Annotated in this window: 25 protein-coding genes and 1 riboswitch; of the genes, 11 read left to right on the top strand and 14 right to left on the bottom strand. The window is 62.5% G+C overall.

All coding sequences use genetic code 11. The annotated features are described in order from the left end of the window. Positions 1-2: 2 nt before the first annotated feature. The 5 genes from CI41S_RS22255 to CI41S_RS22235 all read right to left on the bottom strand — a co-directional run bounded on the left by CI41S_RS22255 (position 3) and on the right by CI41S_RS22235 (position 5692). Positions 3-1112, bottom strand: a complete 1110-nt coding sequence (locus CI41S_RS22255) for an acyl-CoA dehydrogenase family protein (protein ID WP_139861592.1) — start codon at positions 1110-1112, stop codon at positions 3-5. After that, positions 1109-2593, bottom strand: a complete 1485-nt coding sequence (locus CI41S_RS22250; RefSeq protein ID WP_139861591.1) for a CoA-binding protein — start codon at positions 2591-2593, stop codon at positions 1109-1111. Before CI41S_RS22250 ends, CI41S_RS22255 begins: the two co-directional genes overlap by 4 nt. Further along, complete coding sequence (locus tag CI41S_RS22245) at positions 2593-3756, bottom strand: acyl-CoA dehydrogenase family protein (RefSeq protein WP_139861590.1); 1164 nt, start codon at positions 3754-3756, stop codon at positions 2593-2595. Before CI41S_RS22245 ends, CI41S_RS22250 begins: the two co-directional genes overlap by 1 nt. After that, positions 3753-4814 (bottom strand): acyl-CoA dehydrogenase family protein, encoded by a 1062-nt coding sequence (locus tag CI41S_RS22240; protein ID WP_139861589.1) that lies wholly within the window; start codon positions 4812-4814, stop codon positions 3753-3755. The genes CI41S_RS22245 and CI41S_RS22240 overlap by 4 nt, the downstream gene beginning before the upstream one ends. A gap of 122 nt (positions 4815-4936) precedes the next feature. Further along, positions 4937-5692, bottom strand: a complete 756-nt coding sequence (locus tag CI41S_RS22235) for an IclR family transcriptional regulator (RefSeq protein WP_139861588.1) — start codon at positions 5690-5692, stop codon at positions 4937-4939. Between the two features lie 199 nt (positions 5693-5891). Continuing rightward, a riboswitch (ZMP/ZTP riboswitch) is annotated at positions 5892-5977 on the top strand. A gap of 34 nt (positions 5978-6011) precedes the next feature. On the opposite strand from CI41S_RS22235, the gene CI41S_RS22230 reads away from it, so the two are divergent. Next, positions 6012-7334, top strand: coding sequence for a serine hydroxymethyltransferase (locus CI41S_RS22230; RefSeq protein ID WP_172628137.1), 1323 nt, complete (start codon positions 6012-6014; stop codon positions 7332-7334). 17 nt (positions 7335-7351) lie between these two features. Here the strand turns inward: CI41S_RS22230 and CI41S_RS22225 are convergent, their stop codons facing one another. From CI41S_RS22225 to CI41S_RS22205, 5 genes are all read right to left on the bottom strand, one after another. Further along, positions 7352-7750, bottom strand: coding sequence for a hypothetical protein (locus CI41S_RS22225; protein WP_244622062.1), 399 nt, complete (start codon positions 7748-7750; stop codon positions 7352-7354). A gap of 77 nt (positions 7751-7827) precedes the next feature. Continuing rightward, the gene (locus CI41S_RS22220; RefSeq protein WP_139479864.1) at positions 7828-8319 is read right to left on the bottom strand and encodes an Hsp20/alpha crystallin family protein; all 492 of its coding nucleotides are present in this window, start codon (positions 8317-8319) and stop codon (positions 7828-7830) included. Positions 8320-8394: 75 nt separating this feature from the next. After that, positions 8395-8856, bottom strand: coding sequence for an Hsp20 family protein (locus CI41S_RS22215; protein ID WP_139479865.1), 462 nt, complete (start codon positions 8854-8856; stop codon positions 8395-8397). A gap of 784 nt (positions 8857-9640) precedes the next feature. Next, a protein-coding gene (locus CI41S_RS22210) for an IS630 family transposase (RefSeq protein ID WP_430649987.1) occupies positions 9641-10592 on the bottom strand; the annotation gives its coding sequence in 2 pieces (ribosomal slippage) (positions 9641-10247 and positions 10246-10592; 954 coding nt in all). A 25-nt stretch (positions 10593-10617) separates the two neighbouring features. Beyond that, positions 10618-10821, bottom strand: coding sequence for a hypothetical protein (locus tag CI41S_RS22205; RefSeq protein ID WP_139861587.1), 204 nt, complete (start codon positions 10819-10821; stop codon positions 10618-10620). A 1091-nt stretch (positions 10822-11912) separates the two neighbouring features. Here CI41S_RS22205 and CI41S_RS22195 point away from each other — a divergent pair. Continuing rightward, positions 11913-12185 (top strand): hypothetical protein, encoded by a 273-nt coding sequence (locus CI41S_RS22195; protein WP_139861585.1) that lies wholly within the window; start codon positions 11913-11915, stop codon positions 12183-12185. Between the two features lie 150 nt (positions 12186-12335). Continuing rightward, positions 12336-14177 (top strand): ATP-dependent zinc metalloprotease FtsH, encoded by a 1842-nt coding sequence (ftsH, locus tag CI41S_RS22190; protein ID WP_139861584.1) that lies wholly within the window; start codon positions 12336-12338, stop codon positions 14175-14177. A gap of 338 nt (positions 14178-14515) precedes the next feature. On the opposite strand, the gene CI41S_RS22180 is transcribed toward ftsH, so the two are convergent. The 3 genes from CI41S_RS22180 to CI41S_RS22170 form a co-directional block, all read right to left on the bottom strand. Then, positions 14516-14896: a hypothetical protein gene (locus CI41S_RS22180; protein ID WP_139861582.1), complete on the bottom strand. Its 381-nt coding sequence runs from the start codon at positions 14894-14896 to the stop codon at positions 14516-14518. A 124-nt stretch (positions 14897-15020) separates the two neighbouring features. Further along, positions 15021-15473 carry an Hsp20 family protein gene (locus CI41S_RS22175; RefSeq protein ID WP_139861581.1) on the bottom strand — a complete coding sequence of 151 codons (453 nt, stop codon included), beginning with the start codon at positions 15471-15473 and terminating at the stop codon, positions 15021-15023. A gap of 258 nt (positions 15474-15731) precedes the next feature. Continuing rightward, positions 15732-16670, bottom strand: a complete 939-nt coding sequence (locus CI41S_RS22170; protein ID WP_139861580.1) for a LysR family transcriptional regulator — start codon at positions 16668-16670, stop codon at positions 15732-15734. A gap of 90 nt (positions 16671-16760) precedes the next feature. Between CI41S_RS22170 and CI41S_RS22165 the strand changes: the two genes are divergently transcribed. Together CI41S_RS22165 and rpoH are read left to right on the top strand one after the other, a co-directional pair. Continuing rightward, positions 16761-17639: an NAD(P)H-dependent oxidoreductase gene (locus CI41S_RS22165; RefSeq protein ID WP_139861579.1), complete on the top strand. Its 879-nt coding sequence runs from the start codon at positions 16761-16763 to the stop codon at positions 17637-17639. Between the two features lie 296 nt (positions 17640-17935). Next, positions 17936-18829: an RNA polymerase sigma factor RpoH gene (gene rpoH, locus CI41S_RS22160; protein WP_172628136.1), complete on the top strand. Its 894-nt coding sequence runs from the start codon at positions 17936-17938 to the stop codon at positions 18827-18829. Positions 18830-18868: 39 nt separating this feature from the next. Here the strand turns inward: rpoH and CI41S_RS22155 are convergent, their stop codons facing one another. Then, positions 18869-19099: a hypothetical protein gene (locus CI41S_RS22155; protein ID WP_139861577.1), complete on the bottom strand. Its 231-nt coding sequence runs from the start codon at positions 19097-19099 to the stop codon at positions 18869-18871. Positions 19100-19392: 293 nt separating this feature from the next. Between CI41S_RS22155 and groES the strand changes: the two genes are divergently transcribed. The 6 genes from groES (at position 19393) to CI41S_RS22125 (ending at position 24623) form a co-directional block, all read left to right on the top strand. Then, the gene (gene groES / locus CI41S_RS22150) at positions 19393-19707 is read left to right on the top strand and encodes a co-chaperone GroES (protein WP_172628135.1); all 315 of its coding nucleotides are present in this window, start codon (positions 19393-19395) and stop codon (positions 19705-19707) included. Positions 19708-19742: 35 nt separating this feature from the next. Beyond that, a complete protein-coding gene (gene groL / locus CI41S_RS22145) occupies positions 19743-21365 on the top strand; it encodes a chaperonin GroEL (RefSeq protein WP_139861575.1) in 1623 nt (540 codons plus the stop codon). A 197-nt stretch (positions 21366-21562) separates the two neighbouring features. Next, positions 21563-21895: a hypothetical protein gene (locus CI41S_RS22140; protein WP_139861574.1), complete on the top strand. Its 333-nt coding sequence runs from the start codon at positions 21563-21565 to the stop codon at positions 21893-21895. 534 nt (positions 21896-22429) lie between these two features. After that, complete coding sequence (locus CI41S_RS22135) at positions 22430-22888, top strand: Hsp20 family protein (protein WP_139861573.1); 459 nt, start codon at positions 22430-22432, stop codon at positions 22886-22888. 173 nt (positions 22889-23061) lie between these two features. Beyond that, complete coding sequence (locus CI41S_RS22130) at positions 23062-23397, top strand: hypothetical protein (protein ID WP_139861572.1); 336 nt, start codon at positions 23062-23064, stop codon at positions 23395-23397. Between the two features lie 134 nt (positions 23398-23531). Further along, on the top strand, positions 23532-24623 hold the full coding sequence (locus CI41S_RS22125) for a trypsin-like peptidase domain-containing protein (RefSeq protein ID WP_139862108.1): 1092 nt from the start codon (positions 23532-23534) through the stop codon (positions 24621-24623). Positions 24624-24741: the final 118 nt, after the last annotated feature.

The raw sequence follows: 24741 nt of genomic DNA, 5'->3' as shown, positions 1-24741 counted from the left end.
CCCTATGCTGCCGCGATCGCGTCATGGATGGTCAGCATCCGCATGTTGCGCAGCCACATCTCCAGCGGAAGATCGCGGATATAGCCGTGCCCGCCGAAAATCTGCAGACCGTCATCGGCGATCTTGAATGCGTGCCGGTTGACGTAGTTCCGGGCAAGCACGCTCGCCCTGGTGGCGTCACGTCCGGCGTCGGCTTCGGCGGCCGCCTTCCAGACCATCCAGCGCATCGCATCACATTCGATGTGCATATCGGCGAGCATGAAGGCGATCGACTGCTTCCTTGCAATCGGCTCGCCGAAAGCGACGCGCTGCTTGGCATAGGGGATCGCGAAATCGGTCACCGCGCGCGCGAGCCCGGTCGCGAGCGCCGCCCCGCCGATCCTCAGGCTCGCCAGCAGCGGACGAATGTCGGCGCCATCGCCGCCGCCCAGCACGGCATCGCCCTCCAGCCGGACGCCGGCAAATTCGACCCGTGCGAAACCCAGCGCAGTCAACCCGATGGTTCCGCGCTCGGGCGTGATCGTGACGCCCGCGGCATCCGTGCCGACGATGAACGCCCTGATTCCCGCCAGTCCCGGCGCATGCGAGGCGCGCGCGAGCACCAGCAGATGATTTGCGCCCTCGCCCATCGGAACCAGGCGCTTGGCGCCGGTCATGATCCAGCCTGTTCCACTGCGTTCGGCGCGGGTCGCCATTCCGGCGAGGTCGACGCCCGACGCCGCCTCGTGCAGGGCAAGGCTCGCCGCGCACCGTGTCTCGCCGCAAAATGCCGGCAGGTAGCGCAGCTTCTGCTCCTCGGAGCCGAGATCGATCAACGGATTGACGAACAGCATGGAGGACAAGGCCGCGCCGGCAAGGCCGGCACAGCCGTAGCCCAAGGCCTCGAGCATCAGTGCGCCGGTCAAATGCGAGCGCCGCGCTCCGCCGCCGCCGCAGCCCTCGGGGATGGAGAGGCCGGTAAATCCCAGCGACCAGGCGGTATCGAGCAACTCGGCTGGTGCACCTCGCGCCTGATCGGCGCTGCGCGCGCGGGGCGCCAGTTCGTTCTCCGCAAACGCCGTCAGCGTGTCGCGCACCTGGTTCTGCTCGTCGGTCAACGCGAAGCTGATCATGACGAATGCAATCCCGTTTCGGCCAAGCGGCCCGCTCGGCGGCGCCTGTCGAAGGTCAGCGCGTGCGCCGCCGCCACCAGGTCCCGGATGTGCGCGAAGACTGGCAAGCCGGCCCGCCTGAGCGCCTGGCGCGCAAAGCCGGATGGCAGGGTGTAGCTGTAGATCAGAATCGGCTTCGCGCTACGCGCCGCAAGTTCGCGCAGGGCATCGATGTCGATCGAGATGCTGCGCTCGCCCGACAGCGTTGCTGCAAAGACGACGAGATCGACCTCGTCTCCGTCCAGCAACACCTCGAGCGCGCGCATGGCGCCACCGGTGAAGATGCCCTGGGCCGTCACGTCGACAGGGTTCGCCGCCGATCCATAGTTGGGAAACGTCGGCCGAAGCAAGCATTGAAGCGGTTCGCTCAACGCAGGAATGGCGAAGCCCGCTCCCGCTAGACTCTCGCAAAGCACGGTGCCGGCGCCGCCCGCGGTGGTCACGATGCCGACGCGCCTGCCGGCAGATATCGGATTGGTGACGAATGCCAGCGCAGCGGCAACGGCCTCGTCGGCCTCGACGGCGACGAGCACGCCGAGATCGGCGAACATGGCATCCAGATCGGCGGCAGCCCCGGTGATGCTGCCGGTATGCGCGAGCGCGGCACGGCGCCCCGGCTCCGATTGGCCGATCTTGATAACAATGATCATCTTTCCGGATGCGCGTGCGCGCTCGGCCGCGAGGCGAAATCCCGCAACGTCCCGAATCTCCTCAAGATAGGCGATGATGACGTTGCTGACGGCATCGGTGGCGAAATGGCCGATGAAATCGACGGCGGTCAGATCGCACTCGTTTCCGGTGGTGACGATATGGGTGAAATCGAGCCCAAGGGCGCGGCCCCGATTGAGCATGGCAAAGCCGAGACCGCCGCTTTGCGCGACGACGGCAACTCGTCCCGCACCGACGATCGCCTGGTTCTCGGCCTCCGCGGGCTCGGCGGCGGCACTGAAGGTCGCCGCCACGCCGTCGAGAAGATTGTAGAAGCCCTCACAATTCGGACCGCAAATCCGCATGCCGGTGCGGCGGGCGACTTCGGAAAGACGCAGCTGGAGATGCGCCTTTTCAGCGCTCTCCTCGGCGAAGCCGGACGAGATGATGATCGCCGCGCGCACGCCCGCCGCAGCGCACTCTGCCGCCGCATCGCAAACGAACTCCGCGGGGATCGCAATCACCGCAAGATCGACCGCAAAGCCAACCGCGCCGATCGACGGATAGCAGGGGGTGCCGTTGATCTCGGCGTAACTTGGATTGACCGGAACAATCCGGCCATCGAAGCCGCCGCGGCGCAGCACGCGCATCAGCGCGCCGCGAATGCTTCGCTGCTCGGCAGGAGCAGCGCCGATCAAAGCAATGGATTTTGGCTTTAGAAACGCCTCGATCGCCGCGCCGCCGGCATCGGCGGGCGCATGGTCCTGCGCCGGTGTGAGGGATGGCGTGGTCATCAGCGCGGCAGCCCCACCAGGTTGCGCGCAATGATGATGCGCTGGATCTGTCCGGTCCCTTCGACGATGTTGAGCGCCTTGGCGTCGCGGAACAATTTTTCGACCAGGCACTCTCCAGCGCCCGCTTCCAGGCCGATGATGTCCATGCCGGTGGTGGCCAGTTCGTGCGCGGTCTCGGCGGCAAACACCTTTGCCATCGAAGCGTCGACGACGTTGGGAATCTTCCGGTCGGCCTTCCAGGCGGCGCGCAGCGTCATCAGCCAGGCCGCGCGCAGCTTGCGCCGCATGTCCGCGAGCCGGTCTCGCACTCGCGCCGAGCTGATCGCGCCCGAGCGCCTGGCGAAGCTCAGCGTCTCGTCATAGGCGCAGCGGGCAAGGCCGACCGCGCTGGCGGCGACCCCCACCCGCGTCGTGTTGAGCGCGCCCATCGTTTCGCCATAGGCGCCGGATCGGGAGCCGCGCGCGGGCTGCTCGCCGCCCAGCAGATTTTCGCGCGGCACCTCGCAGTGCTCGAGAATGAACGAGACCGATTCATAGGCGCGCAGGCCCATCTTGTTCTCGATCTTGATCCCGGTCATGCCAGGGGTGCCGCGCTCGACAAAGAACGCGCGCTGGCCGGCTCTGCCCTTGTCGGGATCGAGATTGGCCTGAACCAGCACCCAGTCGGCGCGCGCCGCATTGCCGATGAAGCACTTCGAACCGTTCAGCAGGTAACCGCGATCGGTGCGGATGGCGCGGGCCCGGAAGGCGGAGGTGTCCGAACCGCCGCCGGGCTCGGTCAGCGCGAAGGCTGCCCAACGCGGCGTGCTGGCGGTCCGAAACGGCGCAAGAAAGCGTTCGCGCTGCTCGGGCGTGCCCATCGCGACGACGAGCGGCGTGGGAAGACCGGGGCCCGGCGCGGCGACGCCCATGCCGCGGTCCCAATAGGCGTTCTCCTCGTTGAGCACAGCCATCCGGACGGCATGGCCCTCGGGCATGGCGTCATCCTCTGCGGGCAAAGGATGCGCGCGGCGCCAGGCGATGAACCTAGCGAAATAGGGGTGATCGGCCGAAAGCGGCGCGCCGTTGCGGTCGGCTTCAAGGCCGGCGGGGCGAACCTCCGCCTGTCCCCACTCCCTGGCACGTTCGACATGGCAGCACAGCGCCGCACTGAAGCCGCTCACGCCGCCAACTCCTGTGATTTGGCAGACGCGAGCCCTGCGCCGGCATCATCCTGCGCGGCATCGAGGCCCCCGCCGAGCAATCCGAGCGCGCGACAGTCCCGCATCGCCTTCTCGACCGGATAATCCCGCATGAAGCCATGGCCGCCGAGAATCTGCACCGCGTTCGGCCCGACGAAGCGGCTCGCCTCGATCGCATCGATGAAGGCCGAGGCGGCGTCAGCCGCGCCGTCTTCGCCGGCATCGATCCGTCGCGCGGCATCCTCGATGAGGAGCCCGAGGCGCTCGACCACGATGTGCATGTCAACGATCAGGAACGCGAGCGCCTGATGATGGGCGATGGGTTTGCCGAACGCCACGCGATCGAGCGCATAGCGGCGCGAGAAGCCGGCGGCGTCCGCGACAACGCCCCAGATCAGTGCGGCATAATACAGCCTGATCTTCGCCAGGGCCCGCGCTACCGAGCTCGGATCGTGCCATGCATGGGCGGGTCGGCCATCATAGCGAACGCGGCTGCTGCCTGCCGCATGCAACGCCGCACCGCGAACGGCTTCGATCACGAATCCGCTTTCCAGCAGCCACGCGCCGGCACGGCCGAGGCCGACGAGCACATCGGCGCAGCCGGACGCGATCCATGCAGCTTCACCGCGGACCGAGCTTTTGGGCGCCGAAATCACATCGGGATCGATGACCAGCGCCACGCGCATCTCCGGACGCTTCGCAAGGAGATCGAGATATCGCTTCAGGAGATCACGGCCACCGAACGCCTCGATGACGTAGGCGGCCGGGCCGAGACGATCCAGCGCGAGCGCCGCGCCGGCATCAGCCTCGGCGAGCCGGCGATTGATCTGAAGGCGGGTCGTAAGGCCGAGCCCGGCCCCTCCGAGGTCCTCCGGTAGGTCGACGGCGACAAAGCCGAGCGCTTCGAAGCGCGTATGCAGGTCCTGGCTGACCGATCCGGCCGCTTCGAATTCGCGCAGCCTCGGGCGCAATTCCTCTGCGGCGAACCGTGCGATGGTCTCCGACAGGATGTCGTCGGTCTCGTTGCAAGCGAAGTTCATCGGCTCCTTCCGCGTGGCGGGGACCCGCGCGCGGCAGGCCTCGGTCACGATTAGAAGCGGACCGTCAGCGTCGCAATCCGATTCACGTGCCGGTAGCTATTTCCATATATCTGGAAAGCGCGTCAGGTGATCTGCGGCGGCAGCAATGTCCTGATCGCCTTGCGCATCGCCGTCAGGTTCGCGGCGAGGTTCTTCTCCAGACGTCGGACCGGCCCACCGAGCGCGACGACGAATGTCCGGTTGTAGGGCGCGGCCGGGAGCGGCATTGCGATCACCCCGACGCCTTCGGTGTAGAGGTGACAGGAAAAGAAGTAGCCCTGCTTGCGGATGCCGCTCACCTTTTCCATCACGTCCTTCAGCGCGACCCGGCGGCTTCGATTTGGTTCATCGTAGTTGCTGCGGTAGACCAGCGTGTCGATCTCAGGGTCGGATTTGGTGCTCAACAGCACCAGCCCGACTCCCGATCTGGTCAGCGGCCGTAACGAGCCCGGCTCGGCCGAATAGCTCAGCGGCTGGGGAGACCGCAGCACGTGCACGTACTGGGCCCGGATCTCGCTCTGGGTTCCCAGAATGATGGTTTCCCGGGTCCGCTCGCGCAGCTCCTCCATCAGCGGCAGCATCCTGGCTTCGCTGAACAGCTGATCGGCGACCCAGCGGCCGAGCACCGCGATCCGCATGGTTGGCAGATAGGTTCGGCTCGCCTTGTCATATTCGAGATAGCCGAGCAGCATCAGGCTCTTCAGCATGGCGGCGCCACTCGAGACGGGATAGCCGAGCCCGTCGCAGATTTCCTTGAGACCGATCGGCCGCCGCTTGCGGTCAAAAAACTCCATGATCTCGATGACGCGACGGGCGGATTTGATAGTCGCGTTGGCCATGGCCTGCCTCTGCAAATTCCCTGTATATGAAATTGGATCTTCTATCAGGGAATCGTTTCGGTTTCAGCCCGTCGCGCCTGCAGCGATCGCTGCGTCAACGAACTCGCGGCCGATCCGCAAGGGTTGGCACGAACTGGCAGTTGCGCAAGCTTGGCAGGTCGACTAGGCTTTGCATCACGAAGAGCCTCCCGGCTCATTCGTCCTGTCGCGCGACTGGCGAGCTAACGTGGAACTGACCACGGTGAAGCGCGAAGGGTTCTGACGCCGATCGCCTGGGCAACCAATCTGCTGGAAAAACAGCGCATTGAGGAGCCCGCGCATGCCGTCATTTCGCAACGAATTGTCGATCAACGATCACGAAATCGCCGCTGCCCTTGCCGGGGAAGAGCGCCGTCAACAGGACGGCATCGAGCTGATTCCGTCCGAGAACTACACCTATCCGGAGGTGCTCGAACTGCTCGGTTCGGTCTTCACCAACAAATATTCCGAGGGATATCCGGGCCGCAGATATTACGGCGGCCAGCAGCATACCGACGAGATCGAGACCTTCGCACGGCAGCGGGCCTGCTCGGTTTTTCGGGCCGGGCACGCCAACGTTCAGCCGCTGTCCGGATCGCCGATGAACCAGGCCGTCTATCTCGGCCTGCTCAATCCCGGCGACACCATTCTCGCCATGGACCTGTCCCACGGCGGTCATCTCACCCACGGCGCGCCGGTGTCGCACATGGGGCGCCTGTTCAACTTCGTTCGCTACAAGACCGCCCCGTCAAACGGCGGCGCGATCGATTTCGACGAGTTGCGCGCGATCGCCCGCGAGGCGCGTCCGAAGCTGGTGCTGTGCGGCTACAGCTCCTATCCGCGTGACCTCGACTATGCGGCATTCAAGAGTATCGCCGACGAGGTCGGCGCGCTGACAATGGCTGACGTGAGCCATTATGGCGGATTGATTGCCGCGAACGTGATGCGCAATCCGCTCGATGCCGGCTTCGACGTCATGACGACGACAAGCCACAAGACGCTGCGCGGCCCGCGCGGCGGGATCATCCTGTGCCGGAAAGAACATGCCGGCCGGATCGATGCGTCCGTCTTTCCCGGTTTGCAGGGCGGACCTCACATGAACGTCGTGGCCGGGATCGCCGTGACGCTCAAGCAGGCGGCGACCGCGGATTTCCAGGCTTACGCCCGGCAGGTCTTGCGCAACGCCAAGGTTCTTGCCGGCGCGCTGATGGAGTGCGGGATGCAGCTGGTCACCGGCGGGACCGACAATCACATGATGGTGGTCGATACGGTGGCGTCGATCGGACTGGACGGGCGAACAGCCGAGCAACTGCTCGATGCCATCACCATCACCACGAACAAGCAGGTCATTCCGGACGATCCGCGCCCGCCGCTCAGGCCGAGCGGAATTCGCCTTGGCACGCCGGCGGCGACCACGCGTGGCATGGGAGAAGCCGAGATGCGCCGGATCGGCGCCTTCATTGCGGCGGCTCTGCAGGCGAACGGAGACGATGCGGCCGTCGCGCGTCTCCGGTCGGAGTGCATCGAAATGTGCCGGGCGTTTCCTGTTCCCGGTGTGACGTCTGACGTGGACGCGTTCGCCCGCGGCACGGTTCGCGCGGATGGCCAGTTCGTGCACGAGTGAACCAAGCTAGCGTGCGTTCAGATCATCGGCTCCTCGCCACCTCTCGGATGGCTTGGTTCTGGCGCGGTAGCAGCGCCGATTGGAGAGCGACGGTGCCTTTGCAGCTCGGCGGCCCAGGGCCGCCGCAGCCGCATCGGCACGCCGCCGCGAGGCGGTGGATCATCGTCGCCGTCATCGAGCTGGCGCAGCGCGGCGAGGATGTCGGCAAGCCGGATGGCGTGGCCCATGCCGGGAATCTCGCGCAATGCGGGACAGGATTCGACCGCGAACATGTCGGACGCCCACGACGAGAGGATGATCCGCTTTTCCGGCGTCGAGAGTTCGGCGTCGTTCAGGACGTCGTCCGGAGAGGCGTAGTGTGCGGCAGGATGGAATAGTGGATTGAGTCTGTCGGCATTCATGTTGGCGTCGGTCATCGGCTACTCCCTTTACACTCCTTTCTACGGGATGGGGTTTGAGGTCGGACGGCGGCCGGGGCCGCCGCCCATGATTGTCACTGCGTATTGATGGCAATGCGCTTGACCGCCGCGCGCGCCTTCTCGGATTTCGGCAGCGCGATGGTCAACACGCCATCCTTGAACGAGGCCTCGGCCTTGTCGGCCTCCACGTCATCGAGCGGGATCTGCCGCTCGAAGGCGCCGTAGTAGCGCTCGGTGAAGTGCCTACCTTCGCCGCTGCGCTCGTCCTTCTTCTCGCCGCGGATCGTAAGGACGCCGTTGGCGATTTCGAGCTGGACGTCCTTCTCGCTCATACCGGGCAATTCCGCCGAGATCGTCAGCGTCTTGTCGGTGTCGTCGAGCTCGATCTTAGGCCAGCCGAACCGGCCCTCCATAAGCGGCGACAGGCCGGCGCCGCCGAATCCCCTGAACGCGTCATCGAACAAGCGGTTCATCTCGCGATGCAGCGTCAGGAACGGATCGTAGTTGCCTCGCGCCGGCGTGAGCTCCTGGTTTCTAGACCAGGGAATGAGATCGCGAATAGCCATGATGTCCTCCTTCATTCAATGATCTCGGAAGCGCGGAGGTTCCGTCCGCGCTCCATACCAACGTCTCGGACGAGCCTAAGCTGCTTTCTCCTGCTCGATTTGCGACGTCGGAGATGTGCCGTTCGCGATCCGTATCTTGCGCGGCTTCATGGCTTCCGGAACCTCCCGGACGAGGTCGATGACCAGCAGCCCGTCTCGGAAGGAGGCCTGCTTCACCTGCACGTACTCGGCGAGGTTGAAGACGCGTCGGAACGGACGCGCGGCGATCTCCTGGTACAGGTACTCACGCGCGCCGCTCTCAGGTTTCCTGCCCTCGATGATGAGCGCATTCTGCTCCGCCGTCACGGTGACGTCGTCCACCCCGAACCCGAGCACCGCGAGGCTGATCTGATAGTGGTCCTCGCTGGTCCGTTCGATGTTGTAGGGGGGATAGTTGTCCTCGGGCGCCTGGCGCAGCGCGCTGTCGACGAGGTCGGCCAAATGATCAAGGCCGATAGTGGAGCGCCACAGGGGCGCGAAGTCAAAGGTGGTCCTCATAACCAAGTCCTCCAAAGAGCAAGATGGATACGAAGGAGCGCAAGACAGGGGTTTCAGACAGGATCCGAAGACTCCCGCCCGGCGCCCGCGCCGAACCCAAGGAGGCGTTCGGCACGCCGCTGTCGCGGCGAAAAATGACGTAGAACAGCAGCAAGCGCTTTCAAGAGGAGGATGGCAAAAATTTTTAGGTGGCTCTCCAGCTGACTAGGCCGTGAACCGATAAATCGGCTGCGCTGACGGCTCGTGAAGGTCTGCTATACGCCGAGGCGATGAAATTCTGCATCGCAGCAAGACATGCGTTGGGCCTAATAATGGTTGGGCCTAATAATGGAAGTCCACTCAGTTGTTCGTTGCGGCCTGCCTAACGATTGCTCGGGACCACTGTCTCTGCATGCTGACCTTTCACGGCCTGATCGCCGCCTCGACAGGCATCGGAGTTTGCCAGGGGTCATTCCCAGCAGGCCCCCGGCGAAGCGACTTCCACCCCTAAGCTGTTCCGGGCCGCTTAGGTGCTATCGCGCGGCGGCTGGAACGTGCACGGTGTTCCCAAGCGAAGGCGTCTGCCGAGCTCGCGTTCCCGGAACGCGTCAGCGGCGCGACCGCAGTGTCGAGATCTCAGCTTGCAATCCGGAACGGATTGGCTCGTTGGGCGTTGTTTGACCAGGAGCAGGAGATCTCGAAAGAGACGAATGCTCCGGAGGCTCCGTCGGTTTGCGCAAATGCAAATGGCGGGGCCGCTTTTGCGTAGGCATTTGGGCTGTTCAACGTCTAGAGCAGATTCTGATCAGACGCGATCATAGCCGGCAGCGGCGAAGAAGTTCAGACACTCTTGGGCGGTGAAGGCGGCCAAGGCGAGGGCGATAGCGTTGACCAAAGCCTCGATAGATCTGGCGGCCGCCTTTCGAAGGGCGGCTTTGAGCTTGGCGAAGGCCATTTCGATCGGATTGAGGTCGGGCGAATAAGGCGGCAGATAGAGGAGCCGAGCGCCCGCTGCATCGATTGCGATGCCGACCTCGGTCCGCTTGTGTGCTGCGAGATTGTCCATCACCACGATGTCGCCGGGCCTGAGTGTCGGCACGAGGACTTGCGTCACGTAAGCCTCGAACGCCGAACCATCCATGGGGCCATCGAGGACCATCGGCGCCGTCATGCCAGTCGCCCTGAGCGCGCCGACGAAGGTCGTCGTCTTCCAATGACCATGCGGGAGCGCTGCAACACAGCGCTGGCCGTACGGCGAACGGCCATAGAGCCGCGCCATCTTGGTCGAGGCTCCGGTCTCGTCGATGAATACCAACCGGTGGATGTCGATCTCAGGCTGGGATGCCTTCCACGCCGCGCGTTCAGCGGCGACGTCCGGCCGATCCTGCTCGCTGGCGTGCGATGTTTTTTTTGAACGTGATGTTGCGGCGATCGAAGAACCGCCAGACCACGCTCGGCGCGAAACGCTCGCCGTGGACTTTGAAGAGATGATCGGCGATCTCGGCCAGCGTCATGTCAGGCGTAGCCTCGACCAGGGAGAGGATCTCTGCAGCATGCCCCTCGATCCGAGCCGAACGCCGGTCGCCACCCTGCGCTTCCGCCTCACAGGCGCCGGTGCTTCGCCACTCGCTGACCAGTTCGATCGCTGTCGACGGCGCCACGCCGAACCGGCCGGCGGCGCCCCGACAGCTCATGCCTTCATCTTCCACGGCCCGAACAATGCGAAGGCGAAGGTCCGGCGAGAGGGGTTTAGCCATGGGGGCTGGCCTCCATCACCAGCCCTCAGGGTGAATCACGATTTGCCCCGGAAGGGAATCCCTTTCGATTCCGCCAGGTCGGAAAATGCTCTAGGATTTGGTAAAGCGTCTCCATTCTCTCTCGGAATGCCCGCAAGAGCGATGGATCGCGCTCGCACAAAGCGCCTGCAATACACAGCACCAAAGCTTCTGTACCCATCTTGATCTGGGCTATGGCATCAGCAGCCATTGCTCCCTCCCGCGTACTCGCCCCTCTTTTTTCAGAAACGCCCAGCCTTGCTCTCTGTTCCCCTGACGGCTCGCACGACCTGCGCGGTGCCACAAGGTTCCTGGAACACCACTGCCCGACACAGAGCGCGGCGGGACCCGCGAAAGCCCGGATATAGATCACAGGTAAACTCGGATCATGCTCTCGGCGGTGCTCTGCGATCTGCCACCGTCCATTTTCTCCGGACGCGCTACGTGGGTCAGCAGGGCATCTGCAGATCGCCGCTCCCATGAGCTCAGCGCCTCCTCGCCATTAGCGGCCTGGACGACGTCGAACCCTGTTTCACGAATAGCATCGACGACTAACTCGCGGACGATAGGTTCTAGACGAGAAGGAGCCTCAATTTGCTTGAATTGCGCTTTACATACGACGTTGAGGTCTACGAACGAGCCGAACGCTAAAAGCCAAGGTGGTGGTCGACGGGCTTGCGGCGCACCGTAGCGCAAGGGTGGGGCCTCTCCCAAGGTGGGGCTACCGCCGCATCTAAACGGTTGAGATCGGCCGACGGGGAGCCGTCCTTGGCTCCGTCAGAGCCTCTTCATGGCGACGGCCAGACAAGTGGCCGTCTTTCCCTATAGCGAATACCTGCAGTTACGGCATCGGGGAAAGTCGATGCCGCGGCATTTCCGATCGCACCTGCAGAGCACGCGCAGCACGGGTGCGGGATCTCTTCCAGCAGGCACACGAAAAGGTAGCGGCAATCATCTTATCGACGTGCTGCTCGGCGGGCCCTGCAGCTGAATTAATCGTGTTGGTCGTCTATCGACGGGAGTGGCCGACGATCTGCGCCAGGTGACGACACCGCGCGGAGCATGGTGCTAAGCTATCGAATAGGCAGCTTCGGTCCTCGATCAATGTACTTGTCGCCGCCGTGCTGGGCTCGCGAAATTGTTTGCGTCACATCGTGGTTCTAGACCCCTTTTAGTCAACGAGTTACTTGAACTCGCTCCGAATGGTTCTAATTCATTGTATAGCCGAACCGAGCTTCGGCTAATTGGAGCACGATAAAACAAGCAAGCGCGCGGAGCGCTTAAGAAGTTGAGGAAAGGGACATGAGAAAGCTTGCTCTTGCAGTCGTCGCGGCGGCAACGCTCCTCATTGGATCGGTTGCCCCTGCTTCGGCCGCTCATTGGCATCACCATGGCTGGGGCGGTCCGGGAATTGGGCCCGGACTTGCTGTCGGATTGTTCGCCGGAACACTGGCGGCTGCCACAGCACCCCCGGTCTACTATGGACCGGTCTACGGCCCACCACCCTACTACTACGGCCCCCCGTACCGGGTGGTTCGCTACTATCGGCCGGTTTATCCGTTCTGGTACTGGTGATGACAACAAGGCTCGGCCCCCGCCGGGCCTTCTGTCGAGGTCTGCACGCATGCATCCGGCGTCCGACCGAGCAGCCGAGTAACACGACGCTGACTGCTGAAACCAAGCTCGTCCTCTCCGGTTGTTCCGGAGACAACTCGAGCTTTATGCATGACCAAAAAGAGCCGATTCAACGTCGCCTACGCGATTTTTGCCCTCTGTGCGCTGTTCTTCATCGAGTACGCGGTGGTAACGGCGAACAGGATCGCCGTTATCCCCTACAGCGAGTACCAGCAACTGCTCCGCGACGGAAGGGTTGACAGCGTCGGCATCTCCGATCGCTCCGTACAGGGGATCCTGAAGGAGCCGCTGCCTGGAGGTCAGAAGCAATTCATGACCACGCGCGTCGACCAGGACGTGGCACAGGAGCTTGAAAAATACCACGTGCGTTTCACCGGGCAACTCGAGAGCACGTTCGTTCGCGACCTGCTCTCATGGATCGTGCCGGTTCTGCTGTTCTTCGGCATCTGGTGGTATATCGGCCAGCGCATAGCACAAGGCGGGGGTCTTGGCGGCGGGCTGATGCAAATCGGCAAGAGCAAGGCCAAGATCTACGTCGAATCCAACACCGGCATCACCTTTGCTGACGTTGCTGGGGTCGACGAAGCCAAGGACGAACTTCGGGAGGTTGTCGATTTCCTGAAGAACCCCACCGACTATGGCCGGCTCGGTGGTCGCATGCCCAAAGGCGTGCTGCTGGTCGGGCCGCCCGGAACCGGCAAGACGCTACTGGCGAAAGCGGTGGCTGGCGAAGCCAGGGTGCCGTTCTTCTCAATCTCGGGGTCGGAGTTCGTGGAAATGTTCGTCGGCGTCGGTGCCGCGCGCGTGCGGGATTTGTTTCAACAGGCGCACGAAAAGGCGCCTGCGATTATCTTCATCGACGAACTCGACGCTCTGGGCCGGGCCCGCGGCATCGGCCCCTTTGCCAGCGGACATGACGAGAAGGAACAGACGCTGAACCAGCTCCTGGTCGAACTCGACGGCTTCGATTCCCGTTCAGGCCTTGTCATCCTGGCCGCGACCAACCGGCCGGAAATCCTTGATCCCGCTCTGCTGCGGGCGGGCCGCTTCGATCGCCAAGTGCTGGTGGATCGCCCGGACAAGAAAGGTCGCATCGAGATTCTCAAGGTTCATATGAAGAAGGTGCGGGTCGCGCCTGACGCGGCGGCGGACGCTGTCGCCGCACTGACACCAGGGTTTACCGGCGCCGACCTCGCCAATTTGGTCAACGAGGCGGCCCTTCTGGCGACAAGACGCGGTGGCGATTCCGTGAGCATGAGTGACTTCAACAATGCCGTCGAGCGCATGATCGCCGGCCTGGAAAAGCGCAATCGACTGCTCAATCCCAAAGAGCGGGAAATCGTCGCGTATCACGAAATGGGTCACGCGCTGGTCGCGCTCTCGCTGCCCGGCGTCGACCCAGTGCACAAGGTCTCGATCATCCCTCGGGGGGTCGGCGCCCTCGGATACACCATTCAACGCCCTATTGAAGATCGCTTCCTGATGACCAAGGAGGAGCTCGAGAACAAGATGGCGGTCCTGCTGGGCGGCCGAGCGGCGGAATCGATCGTCTTCGGTCACCTCTCAACGGGGGCGGCGGATGACCTGCGCCGCGTCACGGACATCGCCCGCAGCATGGTGACGCGCTACGGCATGTCGGAAAAGCTCGGCAGCGTCGCCTATGACCGCGACCCCGGCAATTTCCTGGCGAATGCGGACCGGCCTTATCCGGTCCGTGAGCGTGATTATGCGGAGGAAACCGCTGCCGCTGTCGATCGCGAGGTCAAGGACATTGTCGATCGCATTCTTGAGCGGTCCGAAGGCATATTGACGACGCGCCGTTCGATCCTCGACCGCGCGGCCCAGAAGCTCCTGGAAAAGGAAACATTGGAGCAGGGCGACATCGACGCGCTGATCCGGGAGATGCCCAAGGAAAGCCTGCGGGCGGTTTAAACAGGATTGTGCAGATCGGCAGACTGCCACGCGCTCAACTAGTGCTGTCCATCTCAATGCCTTGGCGCGGCCCAGCCGTGTTCTCGTGTGGAGAGGGCGCGTGCGAGACCAGGGCCGGAGGCTGCGGCTGGGAATGGACTCGCTGGCTGTCTTGTACAGGATGGTGCTCGATATAGAGCTGGCCCGCAAGCAACATGATGCCGGCACACACGAGCGCAAGGCTAGCAGTCATCAGATCTCGATAGTCGTCCATCTCCGTCACAACCCGGTTGACCGAGCAGACAACGTCTGCGTTCGCAGCTCGGTTCCAGAATATGAACGCACCTGTCTTTCGCAGTTTACTTTGCTGGGACGCTGGCCTGGAGTGGCGGTGCTGATTTCGCCGCCTCACGCGATCTCGTCGGCTCCGCTGGACTTGAAGGCGAGCCGGTCGCTGCGGGTTGGTCTTCCGCCTTGTCGATCCGGCCGCACGACATCGGCCTGGCAAGACGAAATGCGATTGCAGTGCCGGGTATCGGATCTTCGCCCGCTCGCCTGATGAGCCCACGCGCCGCGAGATGCTTCAAGGCAAGTGCCAGTTCGTTTGCGCGCCCAACCATGCCGGTGCTGGCGGCCAGGCTCTCGAGCGTCATGGCTCGGCCATCACGGCCGTGGCGTTCGAACGCTGCAAGTAGCCTGTGCTCGATCTGCTGGAGGTTCGTTGAGGTCCAAGTTTCCATGGCTGTCTTCCGAAATCTTGTGCGTCGAAGTTGTCAAACAGCACTGGTTGTCCGGCCAATGGAGGCAGGCTCCCTCGTCGCGCGGAACGGGCCGCGCGGCGAGAAAGAATCGTCGGGCAAAGGCCTAGGCCATCTGCTTGTGCTCGAGCTTCTGGTTGTCGTTGCCGGCCTTGATCGGAACCTGGCGCGGCTTCATGGCCTCAGGGACCTCACGGATAAGCTCGATCTTGAGCATGCCGTCCACGAGGGAAGCGCCCTTCACCTGGACGTATTCGGCCAGGTTGAACTGCCGCCGGAACGGGCGGGACGAGATTCCCTGGTACAGGAACTGATGGGGGCCCTTGTCGGCCTTGCGGCCCTCGACGGTCAGCACGTTCTGCTCCGCCGTGATGGTCACCTCGTCGGGGGAGAAGCCGGCCAGAGCGAGCGAGATCTGATAGTGGTCCTCATCCGTCCGCTCGATATTGTAGGGCGGATAGTTGTCGCCCGTCCATTGGGCGGAATCTTCGAGCAGATCGAACACGCGATCGAAACCAACGGTCGATCGCCAGAGCGGGCTGAAGTCAAAGGTGGTCATAGCCACATCCTCCTTTCGAGCAATATGGTTACGAGCGCACGGACACCGTATCCGGCGCCCGATAACCGGGTCCTCAGAAGGCACCCGGAGCAGCGCACCGAGCGCGCTGCACTCTTGGAATTAGAACGGGCTCGGTCAGTTTCAAGGCCTGATGTCGGGCGCGCCCAAGTCGAGAACCACGCCCAAATCGAGTACCAAGCGAAAAAGGAACTACACTTCCGCCGTGCCTGGCCACGGCTCGACGAAGCTCGAGGGACTTCACATCCTGCCACCGACCGCCGGCTTCTCAATGCCGGGCGTACGTGCGATCTGCTCGGCGAGGTGGTCGGCCAGCAGGCGCACCCGGGAGATGCCCGTCCGCTCGGGTACGAGCAGCATGTTCAGCGGAACCGGAGGCGGGGAGAAGTCAGGCAACACCACTTCGAGCTTGTTGGCAGCAATGAGATCCTCCACGAGCCATAGGTGCGCGGGCGCTATCCCGCGTCCCGCGGCCAGCGCTTCTCGCGCGGCGAGTCCATGATCGACGCGCAAATGGCCACCGAACGGCACCACGTGGCGGCCGCCGCGGCGACCATGGAGTACGAGCAGATCGCTCCCTGCGATGTTGGACATCCTGACACCTTCGTGGCCGACTAGCTCGTGCGGGCGTGCTGGCTTGCCGCGGGCGGCGAGATAGTGAGGTGCGGCAACGAGCACGCGCCGGGATTGGCCCAGGGCTTTCAGCTTCATCGAGCTATCACCGGGTGGCCCGAGCCGGATGGCGATATCGACCCCTTCGCGCACGAGGTCGATCCGTTCATCGGTGAAGCTGAGATCAACCACGATGTCAGGGTAGCGATCCTGAAACGCGAATATGAAACGGCTCACGTGCAGCACTCCGAAGGCCGCGGTGCAGGAGATGCGCACTGTACCGGCTGCCGCGCCGCGTGTGCTGCGCGCCTCCTCGCCCGCCAGATCGACCTGGCGGAGGATCTGGACGCAGTGGCGATAGTAGCGCGCCCCCTCTTCAGTTATTGTCACCCGGCGCGTGGTTCTGCCGAGCAATGCCACGCCGACCGCGTCTTCCAGCTCCCGCAAATGGCGCGTCACCGTGGACTGGCCGACTCCCAGTTCGCGCGCGACCGCGGATAGATTGCCCCGTTCGGCGACCCGGACGAAGCTGCGCATGCGCTCCAGCGTAACTTCTGATTTATCCATTTTTCGGCATAATCCTATCCATTGTCTGTATCTACCGGATCGCGGCTTCGCGTGCCACCTGATCAACGTCACTCATCAGGAAGTGCTGTCATGAAAGTGTTGATTGTCTTCGCCCATCCGGAGCCGCGCTCGCTGAACGGCGCGCTGCTAGACGTCGCTGTCAGGGAGCTCAGGCGGCTCGGCCACGATGTGCAGGTGTCGGATCTGTATGCCCGGGGCTGGAAATCGGAGGTCGACCGGGCCGACTTTCCGTCGTTGGCCCAAGGTGAGCAGCTCAAGCCGGCCGCGGCCTCCAAGCAGGCTTTTGAGGCCGCCACGTTGACCGGCGACGTGAGAGCCGAGATCGAAAAGCTGCTGTGGGCGGATGTCCTGATTCTGCAATTTCCGCTGTGGTGGTTTTCGATGCCGGCGATCCTCAAGGGCTGGGTCGACCGGGTGTTCGCCTACGGCTTTGCCTATGGGGTCGGCGAACATAGCGACAAGCGGTGGGGCGATCGCTATGGCGACGGAACCTTGAAGGGCAAGCGCGCGATGCTGGTCGTGACCGCCGGCGGCTGGGAGGAGCACTATTCCAGTCGCGGCATCAACGGGCCGATCGACGACCTGCTCTTTCCCATCAATCACGGCATTCTCCACTATCCGGGTTATGACGTCCTTCCGCCGTTCGTGGTCTATCGGGCGGACCGGCTCGACCATTCCGGTTTTGCGCCGATTGCCGAAGCCCTGCGCAAGCGGATGCGCGCGCTCGCAACCGCAGCGCCCATTCCGTACCGGCGACAGAATGGTGGCGATTACCTGATCCCGAGCATGCAGCTCCGCGCCGGGCTCGAGGGGCCAGGGGCAAGCGGATTTGCGCTTCACCTCGATCGGGCGGGTGGCGCCGGGCGGGACGGTAAGCTCCACTCGTTGGGCTCGTCTCCTCGTCCTGCCGGCGGTGCCGGTACGGTGGTCAATGATCTTGCGAAATGAGGACGATTTTTCCGACTAATGGCTAGTCGAAATGGGGAACAACCCATTCGCTTCGCAGTTCTTTTGGCGCCGCCGGCCTGAGTGTCGCTGGGCGCCCTTTGGGCCCAACCAAGGTCAGGCAACCCGGCGGGTCGTACCATTTTGCTCCATGGAGGATTTGGATATGAAAGCCACCTGTCCCTTCACCTTGCAGTCCACCGGTCTCGCTCACCTCGGTGGGCTCGCGCGGTTGCATCTTCCCTTTGGCAGCCCGTTCGAACTCAAGAGCGGCTTTGGCTTCTGAAGGAGGGCAAGTCATGTCAATCAAGTCAGCCCTGCCTGCCATCCATTCGGAAGCCGCCTTGTCCCGGTATCTGCAAGAGATCCGTAGCTTCCCGCTGCTCGATGCATCCGAAGAAGTGATGTATGCGAGGCGTCTTCGGGATTCTGGTGATCGCGAAGCTGCCTACCGGCTCGTGACAAGCCATCTGCGACTGGCTGCCAAGATCGCGCTGAAATATCGGCGCTATGGATTGCCCATCGCCGACCTCATCTCGGAAGCCAACGTCGGATTGATGCTGGCCGTCAAGCGGTTCGACCCTGAGAAGGGATTTCGCCTGGCGACCTATGCCGCTTGGTGGATCAAGGCGTCCGTGCAGGAATTCGTCTTGAGATCGTGGTCGCTGGTCAAGCTCGGCACAACCACGGCGCAAAAGAAGCTGTTTTTTAACCTTCGAAAGCTGAAAAGACGCCTTGGTGCGCCGGACGATGGCGAGCTTTCGCCGGAGCTGGTGAAGCAGATCTCTGACCATCTTCAGGTCAAGGAAACCGACGTCGTCGAGATGAACGGGCGGATCCGTGGCGACATGACACTGAATGTTCAGCTCAGTGACGAAGAAGGCGAACAGTGGCAGGACAGAGTCGCCGATTCATCTCCTGATCCTGAAACCCTGCTCGTTGAGGCCGGAGATCGAGAACGGCAGAAGGCCGCACTCTTGGAGGCGCTGAGTGCGCTTTCTCCGCGAGAACGCACCATCGTCGAAGCCCGTTACATGGCTGAAGAGCAAAGAACGCTTGACGATCTTGCCAATACCTTCGGTATCTCTCGTGAGCGTATCCGCCAGATCGAGCAGCGTGCGTTGAAGCGTATCAAGCAGATGCTCTGCGCACGCCTTCCGGAGCTTGAGGCTGCTTCAGCGAGCGCATACTAGAAGCAAACAGAAGCCGTTGGCCGGCTGCTGATCGATCGATCAGCAGCCGGTGCAGATATCAGGCACGATGATCTCCGCCGAGAAATCACGGTTCTTACGGCCATCGGACCTTGTTCTTGCGGGCTTGCCCGCAGGCTGGCCGCTTTGATCACTGACAAGCTGCTTAACGGTGGCCTCGGGGCTTCGCACTGCTCGCGACGAATCCGCTTCTTTCGCCTGCAGCGAAACCACCATCCCGAGCAGAGCAGCAAGTACCATTAAGCTCCGCATCGCTGGTTATCCTCCTTTCGACGATGCTCCAATTTGCTGCGCAGAGTTGTTCTGCAGCCGAGACAACATCTCGGTTTGATGGTCTCAATTTTCAACGTGCGGCGAGCGACTCTGGACGTAGGGAATACTCCGGGTTGCGAGCCGCAAACGATATCGACGAGCCGGCCTTCGCCGCAAAAAAAATTGCTTCCTTCCTCTTGAAAGTAGAACCCTCGCTCCTAGGTGGATTTTCGCCCGGGGGCCGTTATGGACCCGGTTTTGGACATCGCTGAACCTACCCAAGGAGGATGTGCATGCATTTCCGTCCCTTGCACGATCGCGTGCTCGTGCGACGTCTCGACGCCGAAGAGAAAACCGCCGGCGGCATCATCATTCCAGACACCGCAAAGGAGAAGCCGCAGCAGGGCGAGATCGTCGCCACTGGCCCCGGCGCACGCAACGAACAGGGCCAGCTCGTTCAACTCGACGTCAAGCCCGGTGACCGCGTCCTGTTCGGCAAGTGGTCTGGTACAGAGGTCAAGATCGACGGCGAGGAATTCCTGATCATGAAGGAAAGCGACCTTCTGGGTGTCATGGACGAGGCGGGCACCCTCAAGAAGGCAGCATAGTGCGCTGACAGTCATAGAGGAAAGGAGAGATCAAAATGGCTGCCAAGGACGTGAAGTTCGCAACCGAGGCCCGAGAGCGCATGCTGCGGGGCGTCGACACACTGGCAAACGCGGTGAAGGTCACACTCGGTCCGAAGGGGCGCAACGTCGTGATCGAGAAATCGTTCGGCGCGCCGCGCATCACCAAAGATGGCGTGACTGTCGCCAAAGAGATCGAACTGGAGGACAAGTTCGAGAACATGGGCGCGCAGATGGTGCGCGAGGTCGCATCAAAGACCAATGATCTAGCGGGCGACGGCACCACGACCGCGACCGTGCTCGCTCAGGCCATCTTCAAGGAGGGCAGCAAATCCGTCGCCGCCGGCATGAACCCAATGGATCTGAAGCGGGGCATTGACCTGGCTGTCGACGCCGTCGTTTCCGACCTCAAATCACACGCCAGGAAAATCACCTCCAATGACGAAATCGCCCAGGTGGGTACGATCTCGGCCAATGGTGACACCGAAATCGGCCGCTTCCTGGCCGACGCCATGAACAAGGTGGGTAATGAGGGCGTGATTACCGTCGAGGAGGCCAAGAGCCTGCATACCGAACTCGAAGTGGTCGAGGGCATGCAGTTCGACCGCGGCTACATCTCGCCATACTTCGTCACGAACACCGAGAAGATGCGCGTCGAACTCGAGGATCCCTACGTTCTGATTCATGAGAAGAAGCTGTCCGGTTTGCAGACCATGCTGCCGCTGTTGGAGCAGGTCGTTCAGTCCGGTAAGCCGCTCCTGATCATCGCGGAGGACATCGAAGGTGAAGCGCTTGCGACATTGGTCGTCAACAGACTGCGCGGCGGACTGAAGGTCGCGGCCGTCAAGGCGCCGGGCTTCGGTGACCGTCGCAAGGCCATGCTGGAGGACATCGCGATCCTGACCGGTGGCAATGTCATCAGCGAGGACCTCGGTATCAAGCTGGAAAAGGTCACAGTAAAGATGCTCGGGCGCGCCAAGAAGGTGGTCATTGACAAGGACAACACCACCATTGTTGGGGGCGCGGGCGCCAAGAAGGATATCGAGGCGCGCGCCCAGCAAATCAGGCTCCAGATCGAGGAGACGACCTCCGACTATGATCGCGAAAAGCTGCAAGAGCGCCTCGCCAAGCTTGCCGGAGGCGTCGCAGTGATCCGTGTGGGTGGTGCAACGGAGGTCGAGGTCAAGGAACGCAAAGACCGTGTCGACGACGCGATGCATGCTACTCGCGCGGCGGTGGAGGAGGGGATTCTCCCCGGAGGCGGGGTTGCCCTTCTGCGTTCTCTCAAAGCGCTCGACGGCATCAAGACGGCGAACGCCGATCAGAAGGCCGGCATCGACATCGTTCGCCGCGCCATCCGGATGCCGGCTCGGCAGATCGTGCAAAACGCCGGCGAGGACGGCTCGCTGGTTGTCGGCAAGCTTGTAGAGCACCAGAGTTACAACTGGGGCTTCAACGCGGCGACTGGCGAGTACGAGGACCTGGTGAAAGCCGGTGTGATCGATCCCGCCAAGGTCGTCCGCACCGCCTTACAGGACGCCGCGTCGGTAGCTTCGCTGCTGATCACCACCGAGGCACTCGTAGCCGAGAAGCCGAATAAGGCTGAACCAGCTCCGGCAGCTCCCGCCATGGACTTCTGAACAATAGAACCCGGCCGATCACGGCCGGGCTCGACCAATGAGAGGAGAGAAGACCGCTTCCAAAGACGGAGTCGCCCATGAACAAGTCTCATCGTCGTCAGCTCAGGATGAGGCAGGACGCGATCCACCGGTTCATGTTCTACCTGAGCTTTGTCACCATTACCTGGATCTGTTTTCGAACGATTGGAGGAGTATAGATGCTGAGCCATCACCGTACGTTCTCCGCCCGAACGGAGACCAACCGCAATCTGCGGCGACGCCTGCTCTCTCTCGTAATGGGCAGCGCAATGTCCCTGACCGCCTTCGGTGCTTACGGTGTGGAAAGCCCGCCGAGAGCCGAGGCCACACAGGGCGCCTTCACGGGACTGCCACTACCGCCAATCCCGTATCTCGAGACGATGCCGTGGCTGAAGTGGCAGCCTGCGGCGGCAACGATGAAGATCGACATCTTGCTGCCGCCGACCTCCGCGCCGACCGGTATTTGGCCGCAGCCGACCCCCGGTCCCGCCGGAGTGGCGGCGACAAGCTGAACGTCAGTGAGCGGCCCGCGAAGGCCGCTCGCTCGCTTATGCAAGGTCGTCGAGAGCGAGCGACAATCATGTCCGGACCGAATTCGGCGAGATATTTGCTGCGCGGGAGCTCCGACCCGGCCTCAAGCACAACGGTCGGGTCTGGCGTCCGCGACTTCCTCATCCGAGGCAGCCAGAAGGTGATCGGCCACTACGAGCGCCTTCTCCGAACTGCAAAAAGCGAGCAAGAGCGCTAGCTCTATCAAGCGCGAATTGAGCGGGAGCAGCGAGTGATAAGCGATCTACGCCAGGGCGCTCTCACCGAGCGCTTCGCCGCGTAGTCACTGAGCTCCGGCGAACGTCTGCTGCAGGAAAAAATGCGCACGGCCACTTGAACTCAGGAGCGACAGTTCTAGTTCGTTTCTCGACCGCGACTGCGGTGTGTCGAGCGCCAGGTGGGGCTCGGCACGAGGCGCTGGACTGGGCGTTCGACCGTAACCGAAAGCTCCATCCTGCCTTGCTTCGTATCCATATTGCTCTCTGGAGGACTTGGCTATGAGGACACTTGATTTTGCGCCACTTTGGCGCACCACCGTCGGCTTCGATCATCTGGCCGACCTCGTCGACGGCATGTCGCGCAAGCCGACCGAGGACAGCTACCCGCCGTACAACATCGAGCGGTCCGGCGAGGATCACTATCGAATCTCGCTGGCCGTGGCAGGCTTCGGTGCCAACGATCTCTCCGTGACGGCCGAGCAGAATGCTCTCACGATCGAAGGCAAGAAGTCCGATGGTGCCGCGCACGAGTATCTGTATCAAGGTATTTCGGCGCGACCGTTCCGGAGAGTCTTCAGTCTTGCCGACTACGTTCAGGTGAAGCAGGCATCGTTCCACGATGGCCTCTTGATCGTGGATCTCGTTCGAGAGATTCCGGAAGCGATGAAACCGCGCAAAATCCGGATCGGAAGCGGCGCGGCTGCTTCATCGCAGATCGAGCAGAAGAAGGCGGCTTAGGCACTTGATGCGTGACGGCTGAATGTGGCGCCAACCTGCGTCACACTTCCGGATGTCTTGTCTCATCAAGCATCAATGCTTACTAACCCACATGCCGGGTGGCGACGCGGATCGCGCCGCTGCCCTTAACGCAAGCACCATCCCTTTGGAAAGGAGTGATAGGGAGGCAGACCATGAACAAGGTCAACCTTAATGGCGGTGGTACGCATCCATTCTTTCACCCTGCTGCTCACTACGGTTCGCCAGCGGAAGTCCTCAACGACAAGGAGCTGTCGACCCCTGAGAAGCGAATCATCCTGTCATCGTGGGCGTCGGACATGTACGCGGTGGCATCCTGGCCCGACTTGCGGGAGATCCCCGGCACCGGCAATTCGGTACGGCTGAGCGACATACTTGCAGCCTTGCGCCAGCTCGACGAAGGCGGTGATGACGAACCGCCCCGTGGCGGTGGCGTTCCCATGCGGTTGCGGCGGCCCTGGGCCGCCGCCGCACAGCCGAGGTCGCTCTGATGGTCACGGAAGCCGTTCTGGGCATCGTTCTGCTTGGCCACGCCGCAGCGATCTTGGCAATTCCGATCGTAGCATGGCAACGGGCGCCTCTGGCCTCGACTTAATGATCCCACAACAATGCAAGAGTGATCGAGATGTTTGGTCAGCGCACGATGTTGGCATGGCTTCTGATTGTGGCGCTGTTCGCGTTTCAGCCGGCTATAGCTCAGGTGCCGGACCCGAAGACGGGCGGTTCTGTGCCAACATTGGCGCCGGTGGTTCGACAAGTGACGCCGGCGGTCGTGAATATTTCCGTGCACGGCCGTGTTCGTGAGGACAATCCGCTTTACCGCGATCCGTTCTTTCGTGAGTTTTTCGACATTCCCAGGCAGGTCGAGAAGGAAGTCAATTCGACCGGTTCGGGAGTCATCGTCGATGCTCGGCGCGGCTATGTTCTGACCAACAATCATGTCGTCGAAGGCGCCTCCGTCGTTCAGATTACGACCAGGGATGGCCGCCAGCTTTCTGCGAAAGTGATCGGACGCGACCCGCCCACGGACGTTGCAGTGCTGCAAATTCAGAACCCCGCCGGCCTCGAGGGACTTCCTTTCGGCGATAGTAATGCGCTTGAGGTGGGGGATTTCGTGCTTGCGATAGGCAATCCGTTTGGTCTCGGCCAGACGGTCACGTCCGGCCTCGTGAGTGCGTTGGGTCGCACCGGCTTGAGCAATGAAGGCTTTGAGGACTTCATCCAGACCGATGCTGCGATCAACCCGGGAAATTCCGGCGGGGCGCTGGTCAATCTTCGCGGCGAGTTGGTTGGCATCAACTCGGCGATTATTTCGCCCGGTGGAGGTAACGTCGGGATCGGGTTTGCCATTCCCGCGAATATGGCGCGGCTGGTTATGGAGCAGATTGTCGACAAGGGACGCGTCGAGCGTGGCCGGATCGGCGTGTCACTGCGCGACCTTCAACGGTCGGCCAATCCAGGACGCAACGAGGGGGCGCAGATCGCTGAGGTTGCGCCGGGATCTCCGGCTGACAAGGCAGGTTTGAGGAAGGGTGATATCGTGATCATGGCGGATGACCGTCCGATCCGCACGGCATCGCAACTTCGTAACAAAATCGGTCTCGCGCGTGTCGGCCAGGACGTGAAGCTCACGTTTGCGCGCGGCGAACGCGCCAGCTCACTCGTTGTCAGAGTCGCTCCAGCAGTGGAGGCGAGTAACGCCACTCGTCCGCGTTAGATCCCAGGGGCGGCGAGCTTCGTTGCTCGGAGTGGCTGCTAAATGACAGGACCGGGCTGGATGTCTCAATGTCAGCCTCCGCGGTCGCGTCGTTCCGGATGTTGGCTGGGTGTCAGGG

Origin of the sequence: Bradyrhizobium ivorense, assembly GCF_900696085.1 — a bacterium.
Taxonomy (GTDB): Bacteria; Pseudomonadota; Alphaproteobacteria; order Rhizobiales; family Xanthobacteraceae; genus Bradyrhizobium; species Bradyrhizobium ivorense.
The sequence above is the reverse complement of the archived record's forward strand: the minus strand, read 5'-3'. Positions and strand labels throughout refer to the sequence as shown.

Coding starts and splice junctions, on each gene's coding strand:
- groES (WP_172628135.1), top strand. CDS start 19,393: ATGCATTTCCGTCCCTTGCACGATCGCGTGCTCGTGCGACGTCTCGAC.
- CI41S_RS22155 (WP_139861577.1), bottom strand. CDS start 19,099: ATGCGGAGCTTAATGGTACTTGCTGCTCTGCTCGGGATGGTGGTTTCG.
- CI41S_RS22175 (WP_139861581.1), bottom strand. CDS start 15,473: ATGACCACCTTTGACTTCAGCCCGCTCTGGCGATCGACCGTTGGTTTC.
- groL (WP_139861575.1), top strand. CDS start 19,743: ATGGCTGCCAAGGACGTGAAGTTCGCAACCGAGGCCCGAGAGCGCATG.
- CI41S_RS22205 (WP_139861587.1), bottom strand. CDS start 10,821: ATGGCTGCTGATGCCATAGCCCAGATCAAGATGGGTACAGAAGCTTTG.
- CI41S_RS22130 (WP_139861572.1), top strand. CDS start 23,062: ATGAACAAGGTCAACCTTAATGGCGGTGGTACGCATCCATTCTTTCAC.
- CI41S_RS22240 (WP_139861589.1), bottom strand. CDS start 4,814: ATGAACTTCGCTTGCAACGAGACCGACGACATCCTGTCGGAGACCATC.
- CI41S_RS22170 (WP_139861580.1), bottom strand. CDS start 16,670: ATGGATAAATCAGAAGTTACGCTGGAGCGCATGCGCAGCTTCGTCCGG.
- CI41S_RS22195 (WP_139861585.1), top strand. CDS start 11,913: ATGAGAAAGCTTGCTCTTGCAGTCGTCGCGGCGGCAACGCTCCTCATT.
- rpoH (WP_172628136.1), top strand. CDS start 17,936: ATGTCAATCAAGTCAGCCCTGCCTGCCATCCATTCGGAAGCCGCCTTG.
- CI41S_RS22165 (WP_139861579.1), top strand. CDS start 16,761: ATGAAAGTGTTGATTGTCTTCGCCCATCCGGAGCCGCGCTCGCTGAAC.
- CI41S_RS22220 (WP_139479864.1), bottom strand. CDS start 8,319: ATGGCTATTCGCGATCTCATTCCCTGGTCTAGAAACCAGGAGCTCACG.
- CI41S_RS22180 (WP_139861582.1), bottom strand. CDS start 14,896: ATGGAAACTTGGACCTCAACGAACCTCCAGCAGATCGAGCACAGGCTA.
- CI41S_RS22235 (WP_139861588.1), bottom strand. CDS start 5,692: ATGGCCAACGCGACTATCAAATCCGCCCGTCGCGTCATCGAGATCATG.
- CI41S_RS22140 (WP_139861574.1), top strand. CDS start 21,563: ATGCTGAGCCATCACCGTACGTTCTCCGCCCGAACGGAGACCAACCGC.
- CI41S_RS22255 (WP_139861592.1), bottom strand. CDS start 1,112: ATGATCAGCTTCGCGTTGACCGACGAGCAGAACCAGGTGCGCGACACG.
- CI41S_RS22250 (WP_139861591.1), bottom strand. CDS start 2,593: ATGACCACGCCATCCCTCACACCGGCGCAGGACCATGCGCCCGCCGAT.
- CI41S_RS22225 (WP_244622062.1), bottom strand. CDS start 7,750: ATGACCGACGCCAACATGAATGCCGACAGACTCAATCCACTATTCCAT.
- CI41S_RS22215 (WP_139479865.1), bottom strand. CDS start 8,856: ATGAGGACCACCTTTGACTTCGCGCCCCTGTGGCGCTCCACTATCGGC.
- CI41S_RS22125 (WP_139862108.1), top strand. CDS start 23,532: ATGTTTGGTCAGCGCACGATGTTGGCATGGCTTCTGATTGTGGCGCTG.
- CI41S_RS22135 (WP_139861573.1), top strand. CDS start 22,430: ATGAGGACACTTGATTTTGCGCCACTTTGGCGCACCACCGTCGGCTTC.
- ftsH (WP_139861584.1), top strand. CDS start 12,336: ATGACCAAAAAGAGCCGATTCAACGTCGCCTACGCGATTTTTGCCCTC.
- CI41S_RS22230 (WP_172628137.1), top strand. CDS start 6,012: ATGCCGTCATTTCGCAACGAATTGTCGATCAACGATCACGAAATCGCC.